The sequence below is a fragment of the Paenibacillus sp. FSL P2-0136 genome, assembly GCF_037975325.1.
Classification (GTDB): Bacteria; Bacillota; Bacilli; order Paenibacillales; family Paenibacillaceae; genus Paenibacillus_AQ; species Paenibacillus_AQ silagei.
In genome coordinates this window covers 570257-592263 of record NZ_CP150244.1, presented here as the reverse complement: position 1 = coordinate 592263, position 22007 = coordinate 570257, and the positions used below count along the sequence as shown (strand labels likewise).

Annotated in this window: 16 protein-coding genes and 1 pseudogene; 6 read left to right on the top strand and 11 right to left on the bottom strand. The window is 53.1% G+C overall.

What is annotated here, in order from left to right; translation table 11 throughout:
* Positions 1-102 precede the first annotated feature (102 nt).
* Positions 103-1080 (top strand): DUF4003 family protein, encoded by a 978-nt coding sequence (locus tag NYE26_RS02445; RefSeq protein ID WP_339253634.1) that lies wholly within the window; start codon positions 103-105, stop codon positions 1078-1080.
* Positions 1081-1332: 252 nt separating this feature from the next.
* Here NYE26_RS02445 and NYE26_RS02440 read toward each other — a convergent pair whose 3' ends face one another.
* Entirely contained in the window at positions 1333-2712 is a 1380-nt protein-coding gene (locus tag NYE26_RS02440; protein WP_339253632.1) for an amino acid permease, read from the bottom strand.
* A 231-nt stretch (positions 2713-2943) separates the two neighbouring features.
* On the opposite strand from NYE26_RS02440, the gene NYE26_RS02435 reads away from it, so the two are divergent.
* Together NYE26_RS02435 and NYE26_RS02430 are read left to right on the top strand one after the other, a co-directional pair.
* Entirely contained in the window at positions 2944-4719 is a 1776-nt protein-coding gene (locus tag NYE26_RS02435) for an ABC transporter ATP-binding protein (protein ID WP_036730671.1), read from the top strand.
* The gene (locus tag NYE26_RS02430) at positions 4706-6481 is read left to right on the top strand and encodes an ABC transporter ATP-binding protein (protein WP_339253629.1); all 1776 of its coding nucleotides are present in this window, start codon (positions 4706-4708) and stop codon (positions 6479-6481) included. The genes NYE26_RS02435 and NYE26_RS02430 overlap by 14 nt, the downstream gene beginning before the upstream one ends.
* A gap of 636 nt (positions 6482-7117) precedes the next feature.
* Here the strand turns inward: NYE26_RS02430 and NYE26_RS02425 are convergent.
* Positions 7118-7681: pseudogene (locus NYE26_RS02425) on the bottom strand (GNAT family protein); the annotation flags it as partial.
* A 24-nt stretch (positions 7682-7705) separates the two neighbouring features.
* Entirely contained in the window at positions 7706-8623 is a 918-nt protein-coding gene (locus NYE26_RS02420; protein ID WP_339253627.1) for an AraC family transcriptional regulator, read from the bottom strand.
* A 66-nt stretch (positions 8624-8689) separates the two neighbouring features.
* On the opposite strand from NYE26_RS02420, the gene NYE26_RS02415 reads away from it, so the two are divergent.
* Both NYE26_RS02415 and NYE26_RS02410 read left to right on the top strand, forming a co-directional pair.
* Positions 8690-9244 (top strand): histidine phosphatase family protein, encoded by a 555-nt coding sequence (locus NYE26_RS02415; RefSeq protein ID WP_339253625.1) that lies wholly within the window; start codon positions 8690-8692, stop codon positions 9242-9244.
* 315 nt (positions 9245-9559) lie between these two features.
* Positions 9560-10090, top strand: a complete 531-nt coding sequence (locus NYE26_RS02410; protein ID WP_339253623.1) for a ClbS/DfsB family four-helix bundle protein — start codon at positions 9560-9562, stop codon at positions 10088-10090.
* A gap of 62 nt (positions 10091-10152) precedes the next feature.
* Here the strand turns inward: NYE26_RS02410 and NYE26_RS02405 are convergent, their stop codons facing one another.
* The 6 genes from NYE26_RS02405 to NYE26_RS02380 form a co-directional block, all read right to left on the bottom strand.
* Positions 10153-10401, bottom strand: a complete 249-nt coding sequence (locus NYE26_RS02405; protein WP_339253621.1) for a hypothetical protein — start codon at positions 10399-10401, stop codon at positions 10153-10155.
* Positions 10391-11956: a glycosyltransferase family 39 protein gene (locus tag NYE26_RS02400; RefSeq protein ID WP_339253619.1), complete on the bottom strand. Its 1566-nt coding sequence runs from the start codon at positions 11954-11956 to the stop codon at positions 10391-10393. The genes NYE26_RS02405 and NYE26_RS02400 overlap by 11 nt, the downstream gene beginning before the upstream one ends.
* A gap of 228 nt (positions 11957-12184) precedes the next feature.
* Positions 12185-13045 carry an SUMF1/EgtB/PvdO family nonheme iron enzyme gene (locus NYE26_RS02395; protein WP_339253617.1) on the bottom strand — a complete coding sequence of 287 codons (861 nt, stop codon included), beginning with the start codon at positions 13043-13045 and terminating at the stop codon, positions 12185-12187.
* Between the two features lie 165 nt (positions 13046-13210).
* Positions 13211-13834 carry a glycoside hydrolase family 11 protein gene (locus NYE26_RS02390; RefSeq protein ID WP_339253615.1) on the bottom strand — a complete coding sequence of 208 codons (624 nt, stop codon included), beginning with the start codon at positions 13832-13834 and terminating at the stop codon, positions 13211-13213.
* Positions 13835-14289: 455 nt separating this feature from the next.
* A complete protein-coding gene (locus NYE26_RS02385) occupies positions 14290-15330 on the bottom strand; it encodes an NAD(P)-dependent alcohol dehydrogenase (RefSeq protein ID WP_339253613.1) in 1041 nt (346 codons plus the stop codon).
* Between the two features lie 203 nt (positions 15331-15533).
* On the bottom strand, positions 15534-16661 hold the full coding sequence (locus NYE26_RS02380) for an ROK family transcriptional regulator (RefSeq protein WP_339253611.1): 1128 nt from the start codon (positions 16659-16661) through the stop codon (positions 15534-15536).
* Between the two features lie 463 nt (positions 16662-17124).
* Here NYE26_RS02380 and NYE26_RS02375 point away from each other — a divergent pair, with 463 nt between their 5' ends.
* Positions 17125-17580 carry a GNAT family N-acetyltransferase gene (locus NYE26_RS02375; protein ID WP_339253609.1) on the top strand — a complete coding sequence of 152 codons (456 nt, stop codon included), beginning with the start codon at positions 17125-17127 and terminating at the stop codon, positions 17578-17580.
* Here the strand turns inward: NYE26_RS02375 and NYE26_RS02370 are convergent.
* Both NYE26_RS02370 and yaaA read right to left on the bottom strand, forming a co-directional pair.
* On the bottom strand, positions 17575-20958 hold the full coding sequence (locus NYE26_RS02370) for a HEAT repeat domain-containing protein (RefSeq protein ID WP_339253607.1): 3384 nt from the start codon (positions 20956-20958) through the stop codon (positions 17575-17577). The two genes, NYE26_RS02375 and NYE26_RS02370, sit on opposite strands and share 6 nt — an antisense overlap.
* A gap of 241 nt (positions 20959-21199) precedes the next feature.
* Positions 21200-21958 (bottom strand): peroxide stress protein YaaA, encoded by a 759-nt coding sequence (yaaA, locus tag NYE26_RS02365; protein WP_339253605.1) that lies wholly within the window; start codon positions 21956-21958, stop codon positions 21200-21202.
* Positions 21959-22007 lie beyond the last annotated feature (49 nt).

Here is a 22007-nt window from a genome sequence, read left to right as displayed (position 1 = left end):
TAGGTTTGGGGGCAAGTCTGCGGGAAGAGATTCAATTTCATCGTTTTGGTTTTTATAGTAGAATAAACCCAAATAACTACCACTAGATGAGAGGTGCATCATATGAAGCAATCATACATAGCCAGGCTTGAATTATTCGTAACTAACGCCCAGCAGATCAAACAGGAATTCCCTTGGCAAAATGCCTCCGTGAACCGGCTGGCCGCCTTGCTCTACGCCGTGGAAGACAAGATGGCCAATGTGGAAGCGATCCGCCTGTACCATGAGATGGTCAAGGATAACACCCGGGGCTTCTCGTCCTTCCGGGGAACCTCAGCCATCTGTATTGCTGCGCTGCTCTCCCTGTCTCCCCAGCCGCAGCAGCAGCTTGCAAATACGCTGGCTGTATATGATTTGCTCAAGGAACGCAAATTCCGGGCCTCCGACTACCTGGTCATTGCCGCCTATCAGATCGCTGCCCATACTCCGTACGATCAATATGCCGCAGCCTTAGACCGCACACAAGCCTTCTATGAAGGAATGCGGTCCAAGCACCGTTTCCTGACCGGACGGGATGACTACATCTTCGCTGCCATGCTTGGACTCTCCGATATCCCTGTAGAGCAAGGGCTGGAGCAGCTGGAACAGCTCTATGTTACGCTGAAGCCCGAGTTCTTCTCCGGCAACAGTGTTCAGGCGCTGACACAGGTACTGGTGCTGGGCGGCGGGGATCTTGCAAGCCGGGTGCTTAGCCTGCGTGAAGCGTTCCGGGCACGGGATATCCGGATGGATAAAGAGTATACTCTCTCGTCCCTTGGCATCCTGTCCCTGATCCCCTACGAGCAGCAGCAGCTGGTAAGCGATGTCTCGGATACCTATGAGTTCCTGCGCCCGCAGAAGGGCTTCGGCGGCTGGTCGATCAACAAGCAGGAGCTGCTCCTGCTGTCTGCCGCACTCGTCTCCTATCAATATGTCGATGATGTCAGAAACGGCATCATTGAATCCACGCTGTCTACCAGCCTGACCAACATCATCATTGCCCAGCAGACAGCGATTGCTGTAGCTGCGGCCTCTGCTGCGGCGGCGGCAGCTTCGTCTTAGGAATTGACATACAAAAGGCTTCCGGAGCGTAGTTTGCTTCGGAAGCCTTTTTGATTGTAACTCTAAGCAGGGTCGTCACTGCGGTGAACATTTGGACTTACGGCCGCTGTTGTCTCCAAATTTCTTGATTTAGACCGCTGTTTGCGGTAGAAATCCGGAGACAAAGGCGGACGCTACCGCTCCTACAGTTCCAAATTTCCCCTCCGCTTCTTTTTGCTTTTTGTTAATTTGATTAGTTCAGAATTCCCAGCCCTACACTTCCTCCCCATCCCCGGGCACCCGGCGTTTACCAATTCCAAACGCATAGTACCCCGCCACAACAATAGCCAGGAACGACGCGCCGACGATCAGCGACAGATGGGTATCCGGGTTGAACCACATGCCGATGATGACCAGCGACAGGAAGATAATGATAATATAGTTACTGACCGGGAAAAAGCGGGACTTGAACGGATGGGCGGCCATCTCGCCCGCCCACCGCTCTCTGAATCTGAACTGGCTGAGGGCCAAGGCGAACCACGGAATCATTCCCGGAAGCACGCTGGCGCTGTAAATATAGAGAAACAGCTTGGAGTCCGGCATCAGATAGTTGAACAGCACGCCGACCAGCAGCAGGGAGATCGTTGTAATAATACTGTTGCGGGGCACTCCGCTGGCCGAGACTCTGCCGAAGAACTTCGGAGCCTGTCCGTTCTGGGCAAGGGTGTATAGCATTCTACCCGCACTGTAGATCCCGCTGTTGCAGCCCGACATGGCCGCTGTCAGCACCACGAAGTTGATAATGCCTGCCGCAGCGACAATCCCTACCTTGGCGAAGGTCAACACAAACGGACTGCCGATCTCGCCGATCTCATTCCACGGATAAATGGTCACAATGATGAAGATGGCCCCCACGTAGAAAATCAGAATGCGCCAGATGATATTCTTGATCGCTTTTCGCAGCGTATGCTTCGGATTCTCCGCTTCCCCTGCCGTAATCCCCACCAGCTCAATCCCCTGATAGGCGGCTGTAACAATGCAGAGCGCGAACAGGAAGCCCTTCAGTCCTCCGGCAAAAAAACCGCCATGGCTATACAGATTGGACAGTCCGAGCGGCTGCCCGCCATTCCCGAGACCGAAGAAAATCACCCCGGTGCCAATCACCAGCATGACCACAATGGCAACCACCTTGATCATCGCAAACCAGAATTCAAACTCCCCGTATAGCTTCACCGCCGCCAGATTGGCTGCTGCAATGATGCCCACACCAATTAGCGCCGGAATCCACTGCGGGATATCCGGGAACCAGTACCCGACATAGATTCCAATTGCCGTAACCTCGGCCATGCCGACCGTCACCCATAGGAACCAATAGCTCCAAGCGGTCAGGAAGCCGGCCAGCGGGCTGATATATTTGTGGGCAAAGGTGGCGAACGAACCAGTCACCGGCTCCACCACCAGCATCTCCCCCATAATCCGCATCACAAAAAACATAATGATGCCTGCCAACAGATACGCAAGCAGCACGGAAGGCCCCGCCCACTTAATCGTGCTTGCCGAGCCCATGAATAATCCCACGCCAATCGTGCCGCCCAGTGCGATCAGCTCGATATGCCGTGGCTTAAGTCCTCTGGTTAACTGTTTGGATTCCAACGAAATGCTCCCCCTCATATGTACACCTGTACACCTCACATGTACTCAACGCAATCTATCTTAATATGTAAGCATCATTGTATGCTGTGACATACATTAACGCAATGCAGAATTACTCCATTACAAAGTTCAAGCTTTTGTAAAAAGAAATTAAGCGTATCCCTATACATTTTGGTTCATAGTGTTATAATCACTTTGTTTATCACAAGACAACAGGAAACAGGTGATCAGATGTTTGAAATCAAATGGCTGTGGCAGAACCTGGAGGGCAACCGGGCGCGGTATATCGTGGCGCTCTGCCTCTCGGTCGTGGGCTCAAGTCTTACGATTGTGAACCCCTACATCAGCCAGCGCATTGTCGATACGTTCATTGCCGGTGACCACGCAGGAGCGAATCTTGCTACAGGACGCGGGCTGCTCATTGCGCTTTGCCTGGGCATGATCGGCTTCTCCCTGCTACGTACAGGGCTGGCATACTTCACGACCATGCAGTACGAAATTTCTTCACAGAATATGATGTACAATATCCGGATTTATCTGTACAACAAGATTCAGGGCCAGGACCGGGAATATTATGACCGCAACCGCACCGGGGACCTGATGACCAAAATGACGGGGGATCTGGATATGGTCCGCCACTCAATGGCCTGGATTTTCAAGACGATTATTGAATCGCTCACGATTTTCCTGGCAGCCGTCATTTATTTTCTCACGATTGATGTGAAGCTGACGCTGTGGATGCTGATCCTGTCACCGCCGATTTTTGTGGTGGCCTTTATCTTCGCCAAGAAAGTGCGCCCGATGTACATCGACCTGCGCGAGCGGCTGTCCCAGCTCAATACGACGACACAGGAGAATATCTCAGGGAACCGTGTGGTGAAGGCTTTTGCCCGTGAGGAGTTCGAGATTGCCAAGTTCACGGAGAAGAATGTCAACTACGCGGTGGCGAATAAAAAAGCAGCCCTCGTCTGGCTTGACTACTTCCCTTATCTGGAGACCTTCGCTCAAGGCTTCAACGTGGTGCTGATGCTGGCCGGCGGTTACTACGTGATGGAGGGGCGGATTACCTTCGGTGAGTTCACGGCGTTCTCCTCGCTGATCTGGGCCGTCTCGAACCCCATGCGCAATATCGGAATTATTATTAATGATATTCAGCGTTTCTTTGCCAGCTTATCCAAAATCGTCGATATCTATTACGCCCGTCCGGCAATTGCCAATGACCATAACCCGGTGGAGCGCCGCCGCTATGAGGGACGGATTGAATTCGACCATGTCCGGTTTAAATATGATAACGCTACCGTGCTTGATGATGTGAGCTTCACGATAGCCCCCGGCGAGACCATTGCGATCATGGGAGCCACCGGCTCCGGCAAAACCTCCCTCATCAATCTCATTCCACGCTTCTATGATGTGGCGGGCGGGCGAGTGCTGGTAGACGGCAGAGATGTCCGGGAGCTGGAGCTGGATGAGCTGCGGGGGAATATCGGGATGGCTACGCAGGATGTCCTGCTGTTCTCCGATACCATTGACGGCAACATCGCTTACGGCGATCCCGATCTGCCTGAGGAGGATGCGAAGGCTTACGCGGCTCTTGCCGCTGCCCATGATTTCATTGTCAAAATGCCTGAAGGCTACGATACCGTAGTGGGGGAACGCGGTGTCGGATTGTCCGGGGGTCAAAAGCAACGTATTGCGCTGGCCCGCGCCTTGGCGGTCCAACGTCCGATTCTGATCCTGGATGATACGACCTCTGCGGTCGATCTGGAGACGGAGGAGCATATTCAGCGCAGCCTGCGTGAGCTGGAGTATCCCTGCACGAAGATCATCATTGCGCAGCGGGTATCCACTACCGCCCAGGCTGACCGCATTCTGATTCTGGAGGGCGGGCGTTTGATTGAGGAAGGAACCCATGCCGAGCTGCTGGCGAAGCGGGGGTATTACTATGATGTATTCATGCTTCAGAACGAGGGTATTGGAAGGCAGGTGACCGAAAGTGGCCAGAAATAAATTCGATGTTGATGAGAATCTGGAATCGCCGTTCAATATCAAGCATTTCCGGCGGGCCATGGTCTATATCAGACGCAAGAAGAAGCCGATGCTTATCGCGTTCGCGCTTAGCGCATTGTCGGCGGCGATTGCCCTGTCGGCTCCGCTGATCATGCAGCATGTCGTGGATGTGACGATTCCGGCCAAAGACATGGGAGCGCTGGCGGGCTGGTCCCTGCTGATGCTGGCAACCATCGTGGTCAGTGTCATTCTGGCTACGATCCGCTCGCGAATTATGACGAGCGTCGGACAGGATATTATCTTCGATATCCGCACCGACCTGTTCAAGCATCTACAGGAGCTGCCGTTCAAATATTATGACGACCGGCCGCAGGGTAAAATCCTGATCCGGGTCGTGAACTACGTCAACGGGGTCTCCGATGTGTTGTCGAACGGAATTATCAACTTCATCCTGGAAATCGTGAACCTGATCTTCATCGCGGTGTTCATGTTCGCCGTGGATGTGCGGCTCTCGTTCATCATTCTGGCCGGACTGCCGGTATTCCTCGGCGTCATGCTGCTGATCAAGACCCGGCAGCGCCGGGCCTGGCAGGCGGTATCGAACAAAAGCTCCAACCTGAATGCCTATCTGCAGGAGAGCATCAGCGGCATCGGCGTCACCCAGATGTTCTCGCGGGAGACGCGCAATGAAGGTATCTTCACCCGTCTGGCCAGTAACTTCCGCACGGCCTGGATGAAGGCGCTGCGTTACAACATTCTGATTCCGTTCAGTGTCGATAACCTGTCTACCATTGTCACGGCTATGATCTTCCTGGTCGGCCTGCTGACTCTGGACCCGCAGAACATGACGCTAGGCGTCATTCTCGCCATGAGCAGCTACGCGGCCCGCTTCTGGCAGCCGATCTTGAATCTGTCGAACCTGTACAATAACTTCATCAATGCCGTAGCTTACCTGGAGCGGATCTTCGAGACGCTGGATGAGCCGGTAACGGTCAGCGATATCCCCGGTGCGAAGGCGCTCCCGCCGGTTCAGGGCCGGGTGACGTTCGATGATGTCACCTTCGCCTACGATCCGGGCCTGAATATCCTGGAGAACATCTCCTTCGATGTCGCAGCGGGAGAGAGCGTGGCTCTGGTCGGTCCGACCGGTGCGGGCAAGACCACCGTCGTCAACCTGATCTCGCGCTTCTATAACCTGACTGGCGGACGCATTCTGATCGACGGGCAGGATATCTCGCAGATCACGCTGAAATCGCTGCGCAGCCAGATGGGGATCATGCTGCAGGACAGCTTCATTTTCTCGGGAACTATTCTGGATAATATCCGCTACGGCAGACCGGATGCGACCGAGGAAGAGGTTATCGCTGCCGCGAAGGCAGTCTGCGCGGACGACTTCATCCGCGAATTCGATCAGGGCTACCAGACCGAGGTGAACGAACGCGGCTCCAAGCTCTCCCAAGGGCAGCGGCAGCTGATCTCGTTCGCCAGAACGCTGCTGGCCAACCCGCGGATTCTCATCCTGGATGAGGCCACCTCCTCCATCGATGCACAGACCGAGCGTCTGCTCCAGAAGGGGCTGAACGAGCTATTGAAGGGACGCACCTCGTTCATCATTGCGCACCGCCTGTCTACGGTGAAGAACTGCGACCGGATCATGTATGTCTCGAACAAGGGCATTGCCGAGAGCGGCTCGCATGACGAGCTGATCGCCCGCCGCGGCCTGTACCACCGGCTGTATACGGCGCAGAAGATGGAAGCTTGATGTGCAGTGCAGGATAAGGATATATAGATTGTACTTGTAGTTCAATTTATATAGTCTCAAACAAGTGGAAACGGCTTTGCCGTCCTTTTAAAGGACGGTACCGTTTCAGCAAGAAATAGAAGGATAATCTATCGTGTGAAACATATAGATTCTTATATTTTAAGAAATCGCCAAAAACCGCAGCAAGGGTTCGTCCCTGTCTGCGGTTTTTGGCGTGCTTGGATGAACCATACAGCACATATTCAGTGAAGGATATGTCCGCATGCATGATCCGTTACCACCTAAGTCTGCTGGTTGCTGGCTTCATCAATTTGTGCAATTAAGCAGCACTCCTGCTGCGATCCATGCGGACTGGAGAGCCGCTATTCCTGTAAATTGCACCATTTTGCGGGCTAAGCGGACTCACATGCACTTAACTAGTCGCTCTTGCCGCATTTCCATCACCAACTGGCCTTATAGCGGCCTCTCAGTCCGCGGGCGAGTGGTAAAGCTGTCTTTTTCAAAAGATAAGAATTTATATGCTTCGCGCTATCATTATCCTTATCTTTCTCGCTGAAACGGTACCGTCCTTATAAAGGACGGCAATGCCGTTTCCACTTGCAAAATAAGGGCCTCATGGTCCGGTTGTAGAACCTTCATATACTCTTCCCTAAGCATGCTGTAGATCTCCAGATCAACAACACCCTTGCCGGACCAGAGGGCTGCTTGCCGCAGCATCCCTTCCTTGACATATCCGTTCTTCAGCAATACCTTCTTGGACGGCTCATTATTCAGCATCACTTCCGCTTGAATTCTGTTCACCTGAGCCTGCTGGAACAGGAATGCTGTCAGCAGCTCAACGGCTTTGGAGGCGAGGCCCTTCCCCCAGTGGGCTTCCGCGAGGAAGTAGCCAATGGTGACCATATTGACCCTCTGATTGAAGTCACAGGCTTCAATAATCCCGAGCAGGTGCGTATCGTCTGCTGGGGCGAAGATGCCCCACTTGATCCGCGATCTTTTGCCATAATCCCGTTCATAATGACCGATCATGCTCTTGACTGTAGTCTTATTGTGCTTGGGGATAATCCCGCAATATTCGAACACATGGTCATTGCTGTAAATCTCGAACAGCCCGTCCAGATGCTCCTCCTCAATCTTGCCCAGTACCAGCTCCTCTGACCTTAAGACAGGGAACTGGTCAAACACTATCTCCATCTTCACCCGGGGCACTCCCTTCTCTGATCCTTAAGCGCTTGGCCTAATGGGGACGTACAAATCAACCATGCACTTGCCCTGCGGGTCCTGCGCAGGATCATTCAGACAGAATTCCAGACATGGCCGGTCATCGGCTTCATAGCCGCTGCGAGGTAACCATACGCTGAACATAGTATCGTACGCAAGGACAAATCTATCTACCGTATCATAGTAGGAATACACCGCATACAGCCCGCCGGATAGAGTCTTGTATTCTACCTCCTTCCGGGGGGCTTCCCGTTCGAATCCCTCCGGGAGTGTAACACAAGCATCATAGCGGCAGGCAGACTCTTCCGTAAGTTCCCCGTCGTCCAGTGAGATTCCGATGAACTGCTGATTCGCCGGATGGAACCCTTGCTGAGCTGCCCAGCGGCTTAGCTTGTCCCATGTGTGATATGTGTCCAGATACCTTCCAATATGCCGGACATAAGCGACCTCAACTTCTGCAATTTCTCTAAGTTCTACCATACTGTCCCATGCCCTCCTTAACAGCGGATTACCTTCTGCTACATTGTAATCTGCCAGGGCGGCCGGCTCTGCCTGCTTATTGCTGAGGACTGATGGGAAATTGCTATGTTTCTGCCCGCTATTCCTGACACTGCTGGGCGTACAGCCGAAATGCCGTTTGAAATGAACGCCCAGCGCAGATACGGATTCGAACCCGCAATTCCCCGAGATTTCCAGAATGGTCAGGTTCGTCTCAGTCAGCAGCGCCCACGCCCGCTCAATGCGCTTCCTGGTTACGAAGGCCATGGGCGTCATGCCCGTGAAGGCTGTAAATATTCTGGTGAAATGATATTTGGAGAAATGGGAGACCTCCGCCAGCTGATCCAGCCGCAGCGGCTGGCTGCTGTGATTTTCTATGTAGGCAATAACCTGCTTGATCCTCTCCCCATACTGCTCCTTCATCGCTGAATCCTCCGTCTCCTTCGTGTTACAATACTGTACAAATATAAATGGATGAGGCGATAGTCAATGGTTACCACTCTCTACTTCGTACGACATGCCCACTCTACTTATTCTACCGATGAATTGAATAGACCTTTATCTGAGAAGGGGCGGGCAGACGCCTGGAGAGTTACCCGACTACTCCTCCATGAGAATATTAATATTCTAATCTCAAGTCCCTATCAACGGGCTATACAGACCATTCAGGGACTGGAGAAACCGCTTAAGACTAAGATTGTAATCGAAGATGATTTTAAAGAAAGAGTGTTGTCTGCAGAACCTGTAACCGACTTCGGGCAGGCAATGACCAAGGTATGGGAGGACTTTTCCTTCGCTTGGCCGGGAGGAGAATCCAATCGGGTTGCCCAGAATAGGGGCGTACAAGCACTCTATAAAGTTTTGCAGCAATATAAAGGAAATTCGATCGCTATCGGAACGCACGGTAATATGATGGTCCTGATCATGAATGCTCTGGATAAGCGTTATGATTATAGCTTCTGGAAGCAGTTAGAAATGCCCGACATCTATAAGCTAAGCTTCCGTGAGGACAAGCTTGTGGGCGTGCAACGTATTTGGCGCTAGTAAGGTGCGAAGGTAGCGTGCATAAATGCACTCTGTACAACTAAATCGTCTGATTTACAACCAAATATCCGTTTAGCTGCATTTCGTACAATTAAATTTTCATCTGTACCGGGATTCTCACCATTGGGGCAGATTTAGTTGTACAGACTACAGTTAGAAGAGGAAAAGTCTCCTTTTCACGCTTTTTAATTGTATAAAATACAGCTATCACTGAAAATCGGCTTCAATGTTACTCTTAGTTTCTAAATGCGCGGGTAAACTGGACAGACTGTTGTCACAACCCTGTGGTATAACCAGAGGAAAGGAGTGATTGTTATGGCAAGCTATGAATACTCGTCCCGTCAGGAGCTGATAGACACGATCCATAATCTGTACCTGCTCTTGGATGCCGAGTATGATGGAATTAACAATACATATAAGGATACGCGAATTTCCGAGGTGGACAAAACCCCAGCCGAGATCATCGCTTATCAGCTGGGTTGGCTGGAGTTGGTGCGGAGCTGGGAGAAGGATGAGCTGGCGGAACGAACAGTCCAGATGCCCGCTGCGGATTACAAGTGGAATCAGCTCGGCGGGTTGTATCAGTCCTTCTACAGTAAATATGCAGAGTATTCTTTGTCTGAGCTGCGTGAGCTCTTCCGGCAAGCCGAGCAGAAGTGGCTGGACTGGATTGGAACATTAACAGAGGAGGAGCTGTTCATCCAAGGCGCGCGTAAGTGGACCGGGACCAAGGAGAACTGGCCGATGGCCCGGTGGATTCACATTAATTCGGCGGCCCCGTTCAAGACCTTTCGGGGAAAGATCCGGAAGTGGAAAAAGCATTGTCCTGAAGGACTGGCAGAGTGACATAGTGCCAGAGTGGCAGTATGCCAAAGGGGTACAGCAGCTTAGCGTCCACTGCTTCGCAATCATTGCGTGCTGTCTGCCCTCCCGTCTGGCCCTGGCATCCCCCTTCTGACAGGGCCTTCCCGGTTCATTCCCCTGCTGCCCTCCTTGAAGTTGGTGCCGCCGCCGTTCATGCCGGGGAACCCGCCGGGCCGGGAATTGAAGTCTGCACTGGTAATATTCTGAGCCGTGACTGCTTCGCAGGAAGTGAGCAGCAGCGAACAGCTAAGCATACTAATCATTAAGGTGATGTAATATTTCTTAGTCCGCATGATTAGACCTCCTTGTCCCGGTCAGTAATACATATAAGTCTTGAACACCCAAGTAGGATAAGACAAGCAACAGCGGATACACAGGGTACAGATACCGGGACTTAATCTCCCAGAGCAGGTAGAACCCGATGAAGCCAAGAATCACCAGAAGGAGCGGGGTCTCCGCGAAGCGCTTAGCCCGCAGTCCCCGGATTAACCGGATCAGAATGAAGACGTACATCAGGAAATTCTGGACATATAAGGTCCACAGCAAGCCACTCCGATAGGCGGAATCGCCTTGAAACAACCTGCTTGCAGCTGTGGAATAGCTGTAATGGCCCATCACCATGCCGCCCCTTCCTCCGCCGGAGGAGGCTGCTTCATTTCCGATCCCGTAGCGTTCCATCTGATACGTCCCTTCCGTCCAGGTCCAGATCAGCTTTTTATAATACATTTCTGCAAGCCCGGTTAAGGTCGCACCGGAGAGCTTGCTGCAGATAGACGCCTTGAACAGTTCGACACTCTCCGCCTTATTATAGCCGGCTTCCTGTTGGTAGATATTATAGCTCTCCCGGTCATCCCAGAACCCGAGCGTCTCCAGATTAATCCCCATATTCAGCCACATGTACACTGGAGCAGAATTGCTGGACGGCGATTCGTCCACAATGCCTGTTGCCTGAAGCGCCGTATTCTGAATCCAGGCAGGAAGAACCCACAGCAGCAGCGTTACTCCAAGGGCGGCAATGAACTTCTTCGCGCCAATCGCCCGCAGGTTGAGGAGCAGACTGAGAACAATGGCAATCAGGAAGATCATACCTATACTGCGGAAGTAGTTGCCGAGTGTCAGCAGTACTGCCGCGAACAGCATATCCTTCATGGATCTTCTGCGGATGAACCTGACTCCGAAGTAGAGCGCGCTGGTGAGCAGAGCTGTGGCAATTCCATCATTATAGATGAAGTTGCTCATGAACAAAGCCGGAACATAGGTCGCAGCCACAATCAGAAGGCCATAGTTTTTTTTGCGGGCTTGAGGGCTAAGCTCTTGGCAGAGCAGATAGATAACCAGCGTGGTGACGAGCGAGAAGAGAATATTGAAGCTTTTGATCACCAGGTAATTGTCTGGGAACAGAAGCAGCAGCGTCTTCAGATACAGCACGATGGAGAAGTTAAAAGGGAACATGTACAGGTATCCCCCTGACTGAAAGGAGGAATAGTCCTTGTCATAGAGCATAGCCCAGGCCAGGGACAGCACCGTCTGTGAATCATCTGTAGGCATGCGGGTGAACAGGAAAATAATCACGAGCTGCAGGATACCCGACAACAGCAGAACGGCTGGAATAACTTTGGCCCGGCTATACCCTTCAAGCTTCTGGGAGAGTCTGTACAGTACGAAGCCCAGTCCCAGAACAACTGCAATCCATAGCAGGAACACAAGCGGCTGCTGCCCTTCCAGCACCGCCCGGTCACCATACACGGAATAATTATATTTCGCCCGGAACAAGAAGGATGAAGCGATGAACAGCCCAATGAACAAGGCAAGGATGAACGTTACGATTTGCTGGATTCTTTGTACCATGATACCCTCCTGATCGGCAGCGTCCGGCGAGTCTTTCGCATGTGCCTTAATCCATATACGGAGTATACATAGTGAATCTGAATGTAAGTTGAAAGGATGCTGCCTGAGCATAAAAAAGCCTCCGTGTCCTCTCCAGCCGCCGCATCCATAGATGCGCTCATGCCGGAAAAGCTTCCCGAAGGCTTGCTGCTTAAACTATTCTGTTCCTGTTGAATACGTACGGGTGAATCACTTGCCAGCTACAGCCCGAACCACACGAAAACCCTGGTCATTTCCCCGGCTGCTCGGCTCGAATTTGCCGCGGAAGGATACCTCTGTGTTGTTCACCCCGCCGATCCAGCCGCCGCCCTTCACCAGCCGGACCGAGCCGCTCTTGCTATTCGGATCAGATTCTCCATACCAGTTCCAGCACCATTCCCTTACATTCCCTGACATATCGTACAGTCCCAGCTCATTGGGCTGCTTGAGGCCCGTATTCCTCGGCTGGCTATGGTTGTTCTCAATCGCAGGCCAGTTCCAGTCTCCGGTCAGGAATTGATCGCCGGAATTCCTCCAGTACCAGGCAACCTCCTCCGGATTGCTGCTTCCGCTATACGGGCTGCTTGTGCTCATCTGGCCTCCGCCTGCTGCATATTCCCACTCGGCTTCTGTCGGCAGACGGTAACCGTCCGCCCCTTCATTCACCGTTACAGTCCATTTCATGAAATCCCGGTCACTTGTATTATTCGGATCGACCGTGTTCTTGTCTATATTATAATAGGGGGCCAGGCCTTCCTTCACACTCCGCTCATTGCAGTACTCCACGGCATCATACCAGGTTACGCTCTCTACCGGCAGCTTATCTCCTTTGAACTGCGAGGGGTTATTCTTCATCACTTCCAGCCATTCTTGCTGGGTGACCTCATATTTTCCGATGTAGAAGTCCGGGAGGGTCATCTCTGTCCCGTAATAATTGGATTTCGTATCCTTAAAAGTACCGCCTTCCACCCGCACTAAACGCTCATCAGCGGCAGGCTTCTCCTGCGAGCAGGCACTGGCTATAACCGCGATTGCCATGCACAGAATCAGAATCATTAATGGTTTTCTCATGAATACCTCTCCTTTGAGCAGATGGGCAAGGTACAGGACCTAAGCGTAGTTCGGTGCGCGAAAATGATAAGGCCGGCAGCTTGTCCACCCGGCCGGCCTTAGCCTGTCAACGATTAGCTGAGCTTACGGCGCTGCCGGAACAGCAAGTGCCGGTCAGCTTGTCCATTACCACACGGTTACGTTGGAGGAGCCGCTGCTCTGGTATCCTTCGGTAGCCAGTACCTGGTAAGACCAGCTGCTTCCCAGATTCATGCCTTTGCTCTTCCAGGCATTCACGTGGTTGTTGAACGTGATCTGAACATTGCTGCCGATCGGTCTTTTGGATTGTCTTACACTCCAGTACTGCGGGAATGTGGCATTCCCGTCAATCGAAGGAGCATCGTAACGCATTGTGGTGTAGATATCGTAGGTACCCCCGTCACTGTTCACAGTGCCTTTGAACTGGCCGGTAGGTCTGTAAGTTCCCCAGTTGTCTACCACGTAATATTCAATAAGGGCATTCCGGGTCCATCCGTATAAGGTCAGGTAGCCGTTGCCGGAAGGCGAGAAGACTCCCGCGTTATAATTCACCACCCGGTTCGGGGAACCATAGGTCCAGCCTTTACCTACAACAAAGTTCCCGGTATTGTACCAGTTCACACTGTAATTCCCGCCACTTCCGTTCACCGCATTCACGGTTCCTCCGCCATCAGTCCAGTTCTGCCAATAATCTGTTGCGCCTGCAGTCGCTGCGAACGCACTGAAGCTCAGTGCCGCTGTCATTAATACCGTCAGAAGTTTCTTTTTCATTGTAAATTAATACCTCCCGATTATAATGGTGTTTGCTTGCAGCTTGCTTCTCTCCGTAGAATATAACTTATCCTGATGGTTATCCCATATATTTACTTGTCCTCCTTTCGAGATGATTATATCTAGTAAGCGTTTACATTTCTCTCTGCAAACTAAAGATTAACCCCCAATTTTTATTGATATTATGAAATTATTGGGTCTATTCGACGGGATCTTTGCTCTCGCGGGAAGCAAGTGGCGGAAATTCGTGAAATTTCGGCAGCGGCGGACTAACATTGGCTCCTTCAGCCCACCAAAGAGATGGGTCCCTTTCTTCCACCTCGTCCCGCCTTCATATCCGCCCAACGCCAAAAAGCCGCCCCGGAACGGGACAGCTCAACACTCAGCTATAGCTCACTTGTCACTACTGTCACTATTCATCCATCGCTACATACTCACCGTTCGCCTGCAGCCGCTTAGCCCATCCGAATAACGGCCTTGACCACATCCTCCTTATTGTTGATCACGTAATCGAACGCTTGCTGCGTCTCCTCGAAGCCAAATTCGTGGGTGACGATGCCCTTGACGTCAATCTTGCCGTCCGCGATGGCTCCGATGGCGGCCGGATACAGGTTGCGGTACCGGAAGACCGACTTGATGTCGGCTTCCTTGAACATAATCTGCATGAAGTCGAAGTCGATGATATCCTTGGCGGCCAGGCCGACCAGGACGATGGTTCCGCCTCTTTTGACCAGATAAGGGGTCTGCTTCACCGTATGCTCGCTGCCTGCCGTCTCGATGACCTTATCCACGCCCGCGCCATCGGTCCAGGCCGCAATGACCTCCAGTACATCCTCCTGTCTGGCGTTAATCACCCGCGTAGCCCCTAGCTTCATCGCCGCCTCCAGCCGCTTCTCAATGATGTCCACCACTACAATCTCCGTAGCCCCGTATGCCTTGCAGGCCAGCAAAGTGACCAGCCCGATACAGCCCGCTCCCAGAATCACCACACGGTCCCCCAGCTTAACGCCGCCCTGTGCCGCAGCATGAAGTCCCACCGCCAGCGGTTCCACCAGCGCCCCCTCCTTCGAAGACACATTATCCGGCAGCTTGAAGGCCATGTTCTCCGGAAAAGCCATATAATCCATCAGACAGCCATGATACGGCGGCGTAGCCAGGAACTGTACATCCGGACACAAATTATACTTGCCGCTCTTGCAGAACTCACATTGTCCGCAGGTCACACCAGGCTCCAGGGCCACCCGGTCCCCCACCTTCAGATGCTTCACGCCAGGGCCAAGCTCCACCACTTCTCCGGCGCATTCATGCCCCAGAATGAAATCTCCGTTCACCACAAAATCGCCGATCCGGCCATGCTCCAGGTAATGCACATCCGAGCCGCAGATGCCGACAACCTCCAGCTTCACAATGACCTCGCCCGCTTGGGCTACAGGCATGCCGATTTCCTTCATTGCCATTTGCTTCAGATCTGTCATATAACAAGCTCTGTTCTTCATCTGTTTCTCCTCCTCAGGGACATTAGGTACTCTTAGTATAATAATATACTTTTATAAAACTATTTAAATAAGATTATAATCAGATTTAAAGTGAAGTCAACAAAAACTCCCCCAGAGAAAGACAGTGCCGCGATTGCAGCAACGTCCCTCTTCTGGAGGAGCGGGGAAAGCAGATATTGTATTTGGATAAAATCAACCCGGATCTAGATGCTGTCGATAAACTCCGTCACCAGCTCCAGAGCAGCGCCCACAGCGGTGGCTTCAAGCTTATATTTACAGACCCGCAGATAGGAGCCGTCCTGTTCGAAGGTGTTCTTACTCGCTGCTAACGCCTGAAGATCATCGATGTATTCCTCCATGTAAGCCCCGGCATAGCCGCCGAGAATCACATCGCAATCGTACAACATCCGCAGGTTATTCACTGTAATGACCAGATAGCCCACATACTCCTGCCAGATGGCCTGCTGCTCCTTCTTGCCCTCTCCCAAGAGCCTGAAGAATTCCACAATACTGCCCCCGGTGCTGTCCGAGAGGAGTCTCGCGGAGCAGTAGGCATCGACGCAGCCCTTCTGCCCGCAGTAGCAGGTCCGGCCTCCAGGCAGAATTGTCATATGCCCGAACTCCCCGCTGCGGTAATTCTGGCCTGCATAGATCTGATTACCTACTATAATGGCACCGCCCACGCTATTGTTAAGGGACAGATAGACCACATTGTGTATGTCCTGCTCTCCCCACAGTTCAGTGAGTCCCGCCGCATTCGCATCATTGCTCAGGACGCAGGGATAAGGGATGTATTCGGCGAACCGCCGGACACTGCCTCCCTTGAAATCTATGATTGTAGCATAGCTCACTGTCTGCCGGTCCCCGGATAGAATTGCGGGCAGCGCAATGCCTACACCGAGAATCTGGCTGCGGTCCAGCTGACAAGTCTCTATGAAATCCTCCACCAGCTTGCCTACTCCCCGGAAGTAAGTCTCCTCGTTCGCAAATGGATAATGATTCCTGACATTCTTAATGATCCTGCCGCTCAAGTCAATGACGACAATTCCCACATGATTCAGGGTAACATCCAATCCGACAGCATAACCCGCCACCCTGTTGCAGGCCAACGACTTGGCCTTACGGCCTCCGGTGGATTCATACAGCCCGGTCTCCTCAATCAGCCCGCGTTCCTGCAACTCCTTGAGATTCTGTGTCACGGTGGGAAGACTTAGACCTAGCGCCTGCGCAATCTCCTGAATGGAAGTGGATTCACGGTGATACAGGTACCGGTAAATGGCGTTCCGGTTCATCTTTTTAACTTCCATACTATTCAAGCGATGTGTCGCCATTCGAATCCCCCTTACTTTTACAAATGTACTTTATAATTTTATACATATAATATGCAATCACACCCGTTATAGCAATCATTAGCCGCTTTAATTGTGAATAATTTCACTTATGTGGTTTTATTGTATCAAGAATTGGAAGTCCCGTCATTAATCTTTTGGGACGATGGCCTTAATTCGCCCCTCTTTTCGCAAGTATTCGTATGTTAACGCCGAGGGCTGCCGTGATTATTGCCAGGCCGGAACAAATAAACGCCATTCCGCCATTCCGGATCAGCCGCTGACGGGTCATCATATCGCTTCATCTCGATTCTTATTTATTCTTAATGCTATAATCCAAGTGGAAGCGGCTTTGCCGTCCTTTTAAAGGACGGTACCGTTTCAGCGAGAAATAGAAGGATAAGTTATCGTGTGCAACTATAAGTTCTATATTTTAAAAAAATGGATTAAGGAGAACGCTAACGCTATGAACCCAAACCCGGTACAGATCCTTACAGACCAAAATCGAAACCAGACACTCTCTCAAGAACTGCTAGTCATCTGGGAGAACGCTGTGCGGGCTACGCACCTGTTCCTCACCCTGCAGGATATTGAAGACCTGCGTCCCTTGGTTCTGCAAGGGATTGCAGAGATCCAGCATCTGATTACGCATACCCAACCGGAGGGGCATCCCCTCGGCTTCATCGGTGTTCAGGATGAGAAGATTGAGATGCTGTTCGTAGACCCGGCAGTCCGGGGAATGGGTATCGGCAAAAGCCTGGTGGACTATGCCATACACCACTTGAACGTGCATTCCGTCGATGTGAATGAAGACAATCCCCAGGCTACCGGATTCTATGAACATTTAGGCTTCCGGGTCTACGCCCGCTCCGAACAGGATGAGCAAGGCAAGCCTTGGCCCATCCTGCATATGCGGTTATAGCATGAACAGCCGGGATTCCCCCGCCGTCCAAATATTCAGCGCCTGTGTGCGGACTGCGGGATTCGCATAATTCCTGTACTCCCGCAGACGCTCTGACGTTTCCGGGCTCCAGCGCAGCGCGCTTCCCGCTGCTTCCAGCAAGGACAGTCCGAGATACGGAGCTTCATAAGACGGTTCTGCCCGCAACACATCCACAATCTCAAGCAGTGTCTCCGGTGTCCAGTATCCGGCGCTGTTCTCCAGGCTGACGGCAAGCCCGCGGTACAACTCGCTCAAGAGCTGCGGCTGACGGGTTACTCCCTGCGCCATCCGCTTCACATACCCGGACGCCTCCTCTAGGTTACTCCAATCGATCAATGCAATATATAAGGTCAAGACAAGCTCTTGTAACGTCTCATCGGCAGCCAGAATATCGGTTAGCTCCAGGTACAACGGGGTAAGCTGTGCCCTTGTACTATTGGGCAGACCGGTTAACTGCTTGATGAGCACCTGCAGACGCTGCCGGTGGGGCAGATCCCTGTCTGCCGCTGCATTCCATTCCTGCGTCACGGCGGTCCCCGCCAGCTTCCGGCAGATACCGGTTACCACTGCATTGACCTTACCGTCCCGGCTGGCCTCCATCAGGGTTATCAGCGCAGTCTCCCAGCAAGTGCTGTCCGCCAGGTCCGTAATGGCCTGAGCCGCAGCCGCCGCAACAACATCTTCATAACCGTTCGTCCACCTGTTCATGGACAGATAGGCCTGCCTGCGGGCGAATATATCCGGGTGATCGGCAATGGCGATAAGTAAGTCCAGATAGCGGGGTCTATAATTCGCCGGAAGCGCATCAGGCTGCTGGGACAACAAGCTCACTGCGATATCACACTCTGGAGAAGCCGCGATGGCGCGCAGCACCTCCCAGCTCCGTTCATCGTCCAGCAGCCCTCTGGCAGCATGCCCTACAGCAATCACCACATCCTTATGCACAGCAGGCTTCGTGAATTCATTCAACAGCAGCGAAAGACTGTCCTCACTTCTATACGCACCAAGCAGGCGGATGGCTTCCTTGCGGACGGTGATCTTCAGCTTCTCCCGGCTCAGCAGCGCCTTCAGAGCCTGAGACAGCTGCTGCGGACTGACCCGGCGGATGCACCTTGGGATGGAGTACATCGCTACACGGGCCCGGTCGCTATCCAGATGCTCCAGCAGCACAGGCAGGGATTTCTCCGGCTCCTCCAGCAGGGACAAGGCATGAAGCGCTGCCTCCGCTACCGCCACCTCTTTGTCCTGTACCAGCTCATACAGCAGCTTCGGGGTCCTGTCCGGCATACTCGCCATGATTCTAATCGCTCGCGAACGCTCAAATAGGCTGTACTTGGGACCGAAGGCGATTGTGCTTAACAGGGCACTATACGCCTCCTGCTGGCGCGGCAGCCAGCGGTAGAATCCGTCCGCAGCCGGAACAGGATACACCGTTTTGCCCGAGAGGAACTTGCCCTTGATCGCAGCCCCCGACAGATAAGGGTCCAGCCATTCCTGACGCTTCAGGTGCAGATGCAAGAATACCTCGTGGATGGTAATATACGATGGATCTGCATCCAGCAGCTCCTTCACCCGTTCATCCCGCGTCTGCAGCGGCTTCAGCCAGAGCCTGGTTGCCTGTATCGCAGTTGCCTCTGTTTTGGCTCGGGTGGCTTCCCGTAAGAGCTGCTGTAGCTTGACGATGCCATAGCCTCTTTTACCAAATGAAGTTGCCAGGCTCAGCACCAGGTTGTAATTCTCACGCTTCCCCGCCTGTGCGGCGTAGGAATAGATACTGTCAAAGATGATCTCTTCCACGCCCCGCGGCATATTCTTCGCAAGGGGCGGCAAAGAGAGCTGCCCGTCCTGCTTCGCCAGCTTCTGGAGCGTGTTCAGCGCGAACTTGAACAGCTCCCCGCCCGGCTCTGCCGACTGATGGCGCAGAATCGAGAAGGCCAATTGCTGCACAGAGTACCTAGTACCGTAGGAGGTGTCTCTGGCATCAATCACACTGTCCACCAGCACAGTAAGCGCAGGGACATGAGCAGCCTCGTACACAGACGCCGGACTCTCTGACAGCTCCTTGAACACCGCGCTCCGCACAGGGTCCTGATCATTACGGATGCGGCCTAAGGTCAGCAGTGTGGCATCCATTCCCTGCCTTGCAAGAACCGTGCTGCGGATTAGCTGCATCAGCGCCGTGGCGCGTTCGTCGGCATTCGATACCCGGGTGGCCTGCTCAAGCTGCTCACGGACCTGAAGAATGGAGCGGGCAGCAGTAATGCGCAGGGTACACTCCCGGTTTTCCTTGATCTCACGCAGGCCCAGCATGCGGGCAGCCTCCCGGTCACGCAGCTCATGCGGCAATACATATAGCAGCCCCTCCGGGAAAATCCACTCCCCGCGCTTCTCCTCCTCATACACAGCATCAAAAATCTCCTGGCGCTTAGATGGCGCAAGATGCTCCAGCAGCCGCGCCACATGGTGAGGCTGGTCCGCCAGCAGCTTGGCAAGCTGCGACCACTCGTCCATGGAGAGGAGCTTCGCCCGCTTGAGCACAGCTTCAGGCACACCGTAAGTCATAAGCTCACCACGCGTCTGCGTCCGCATCAGCAGCTCATACACCGCGCCTGGTCTCAGGCGCATCAGTGTGCCGAGATTCGCCTTAAGCGCAGGCGGCAGCATGTCTGCCGGTCCATGGTTCACCGCATAAGCCAGCACCAGGTCAGGCTTGCGATTGCATAGATGCTCCAGCGCGGAGGAGAACCGTGACCAGACCGTCCCCTTGGCCCTAAGCGGAGCTGCTTCCAGCTCTCTGGTGAAATACTCCGCGACCACCTCCAGGTGGCGGCTGGCCAGCTTTTTCCAATCCTTAATGGCGTACCCCAGCTCAGCAAGCCGCGCGCGGACGGTTGCCGCAGAGCAGGCCTGCAGCACAATCGCTGCCTCCTCCGGGCCCCACCGGGCCTGTACCACCGGCAATAACCGTTCCGCCAGCTCCTGGCGGTTCATCAGGGCTACCGTGCGCAGCAGCTTGCGGCGGCAGTCCTGTGAGAGCTGCGGAAGCTCGCGTTCAATCTCTTCGCCTGAGGCGACTTTGGGCAGCAGGCCCGCAGCCATATTCCGGATGCTTGCCATGGGGTGCTTCAGCCCCGCCAGAATCACAGAAGCATCCAGCGTGGCGATCGCCCCCATCAGGGCCAGACGCGCTTCATAAGCCCCGTCCTCCAGTAAGGAGGTAAGTAACTGTGAATATTCCGGGGACCCCAGGTGATCGCGGCCTAGTCCTGTGACTGCTTTGATTCTATCGGAATACCCCAGTGCATCCAGCTCCCCCAGTAAGCGCTCTTTAGTAAGTGGGCCTCGTCTCCTAATCATAAGTCCTCCTCCTGAATCTGTTCTCAGTTATTCCTTATTTTACAAAAAGCGAGCTTCCGCCCGCAACAAGTGGAAACGGCTTTGCCGTCCTTTTGAAGGACGGTAACGTTTCAGCGAGAAATATAAGGATAAGTTATTGAGTGAAGCGTATAAATTCTTATATTTCAAACAAAAGGGTAACCCCGAATCCGGTGCTTCCACCATCTTCAAGATTACCCTCTATACTGCTCACTCTATCAGTCTACTCTTTGTCTTGCTTCGCCTGGACGAACACATACGTGTTCTCGTCCGACAAGGCCGCTTCATACCGGAAGTCAAACCCGTTGAAGCCCTGAATCTCCTCGACGCTGGTAATCTGCTGCTCCGCCATGAACCGGACCATCTCACCCCTGGCCATCTTGACCAGCGTCGCCCGCTCCACCACCTTGCCGCCGATCTCCTGACCGAATACTACGCTAACCATCCGGACATGGGTGCCCAAGTACGGAGAGATGCATTTACTGTATTCCTTGGAGGCCAGATTCACAATCGTGTCAGTCTCTGCGAACAACTGGTCCGCTAATCTTCTGTTCCAGAACTCATAGAGGGTACTGAAGCCCGGCCCGCCGAGCTTGGCCTGCATCTCCAGCCTGTAAGGGACCACCCCGTCGAACGGCCGGACGATGCCATAGAACCCGGACAGTATCCGCAAATGCTGCTGCAGATAGTCCAGCTCCTCCGTCTGAAAAATCCCCGGCGCCATGTACTGGTACTGGATGCCCTCATAGGCGAAGATCGCCGGGGTCAGATTCCGGGTTAGATCCATCTCTTCAATCCGCTGCATATTCAGCGCAGCAATAGCGTCATTGCATTTCCACAGCGCCTTGGCCTCTGTGTAACTCAATTTACGAAGCAGGGCCAGGAGCATCTGTGACTCGTTTAAGAATTGCGGAGCCTGGCGGGATTCCAGGAAATCCGTGTCCGTCTTCATCTTTTTGGCAGGTGAAATGATGATTCTCATGATATGCTCTTTTCTACCCCTACGGGAAAATAAATGTACCTCTATAGTA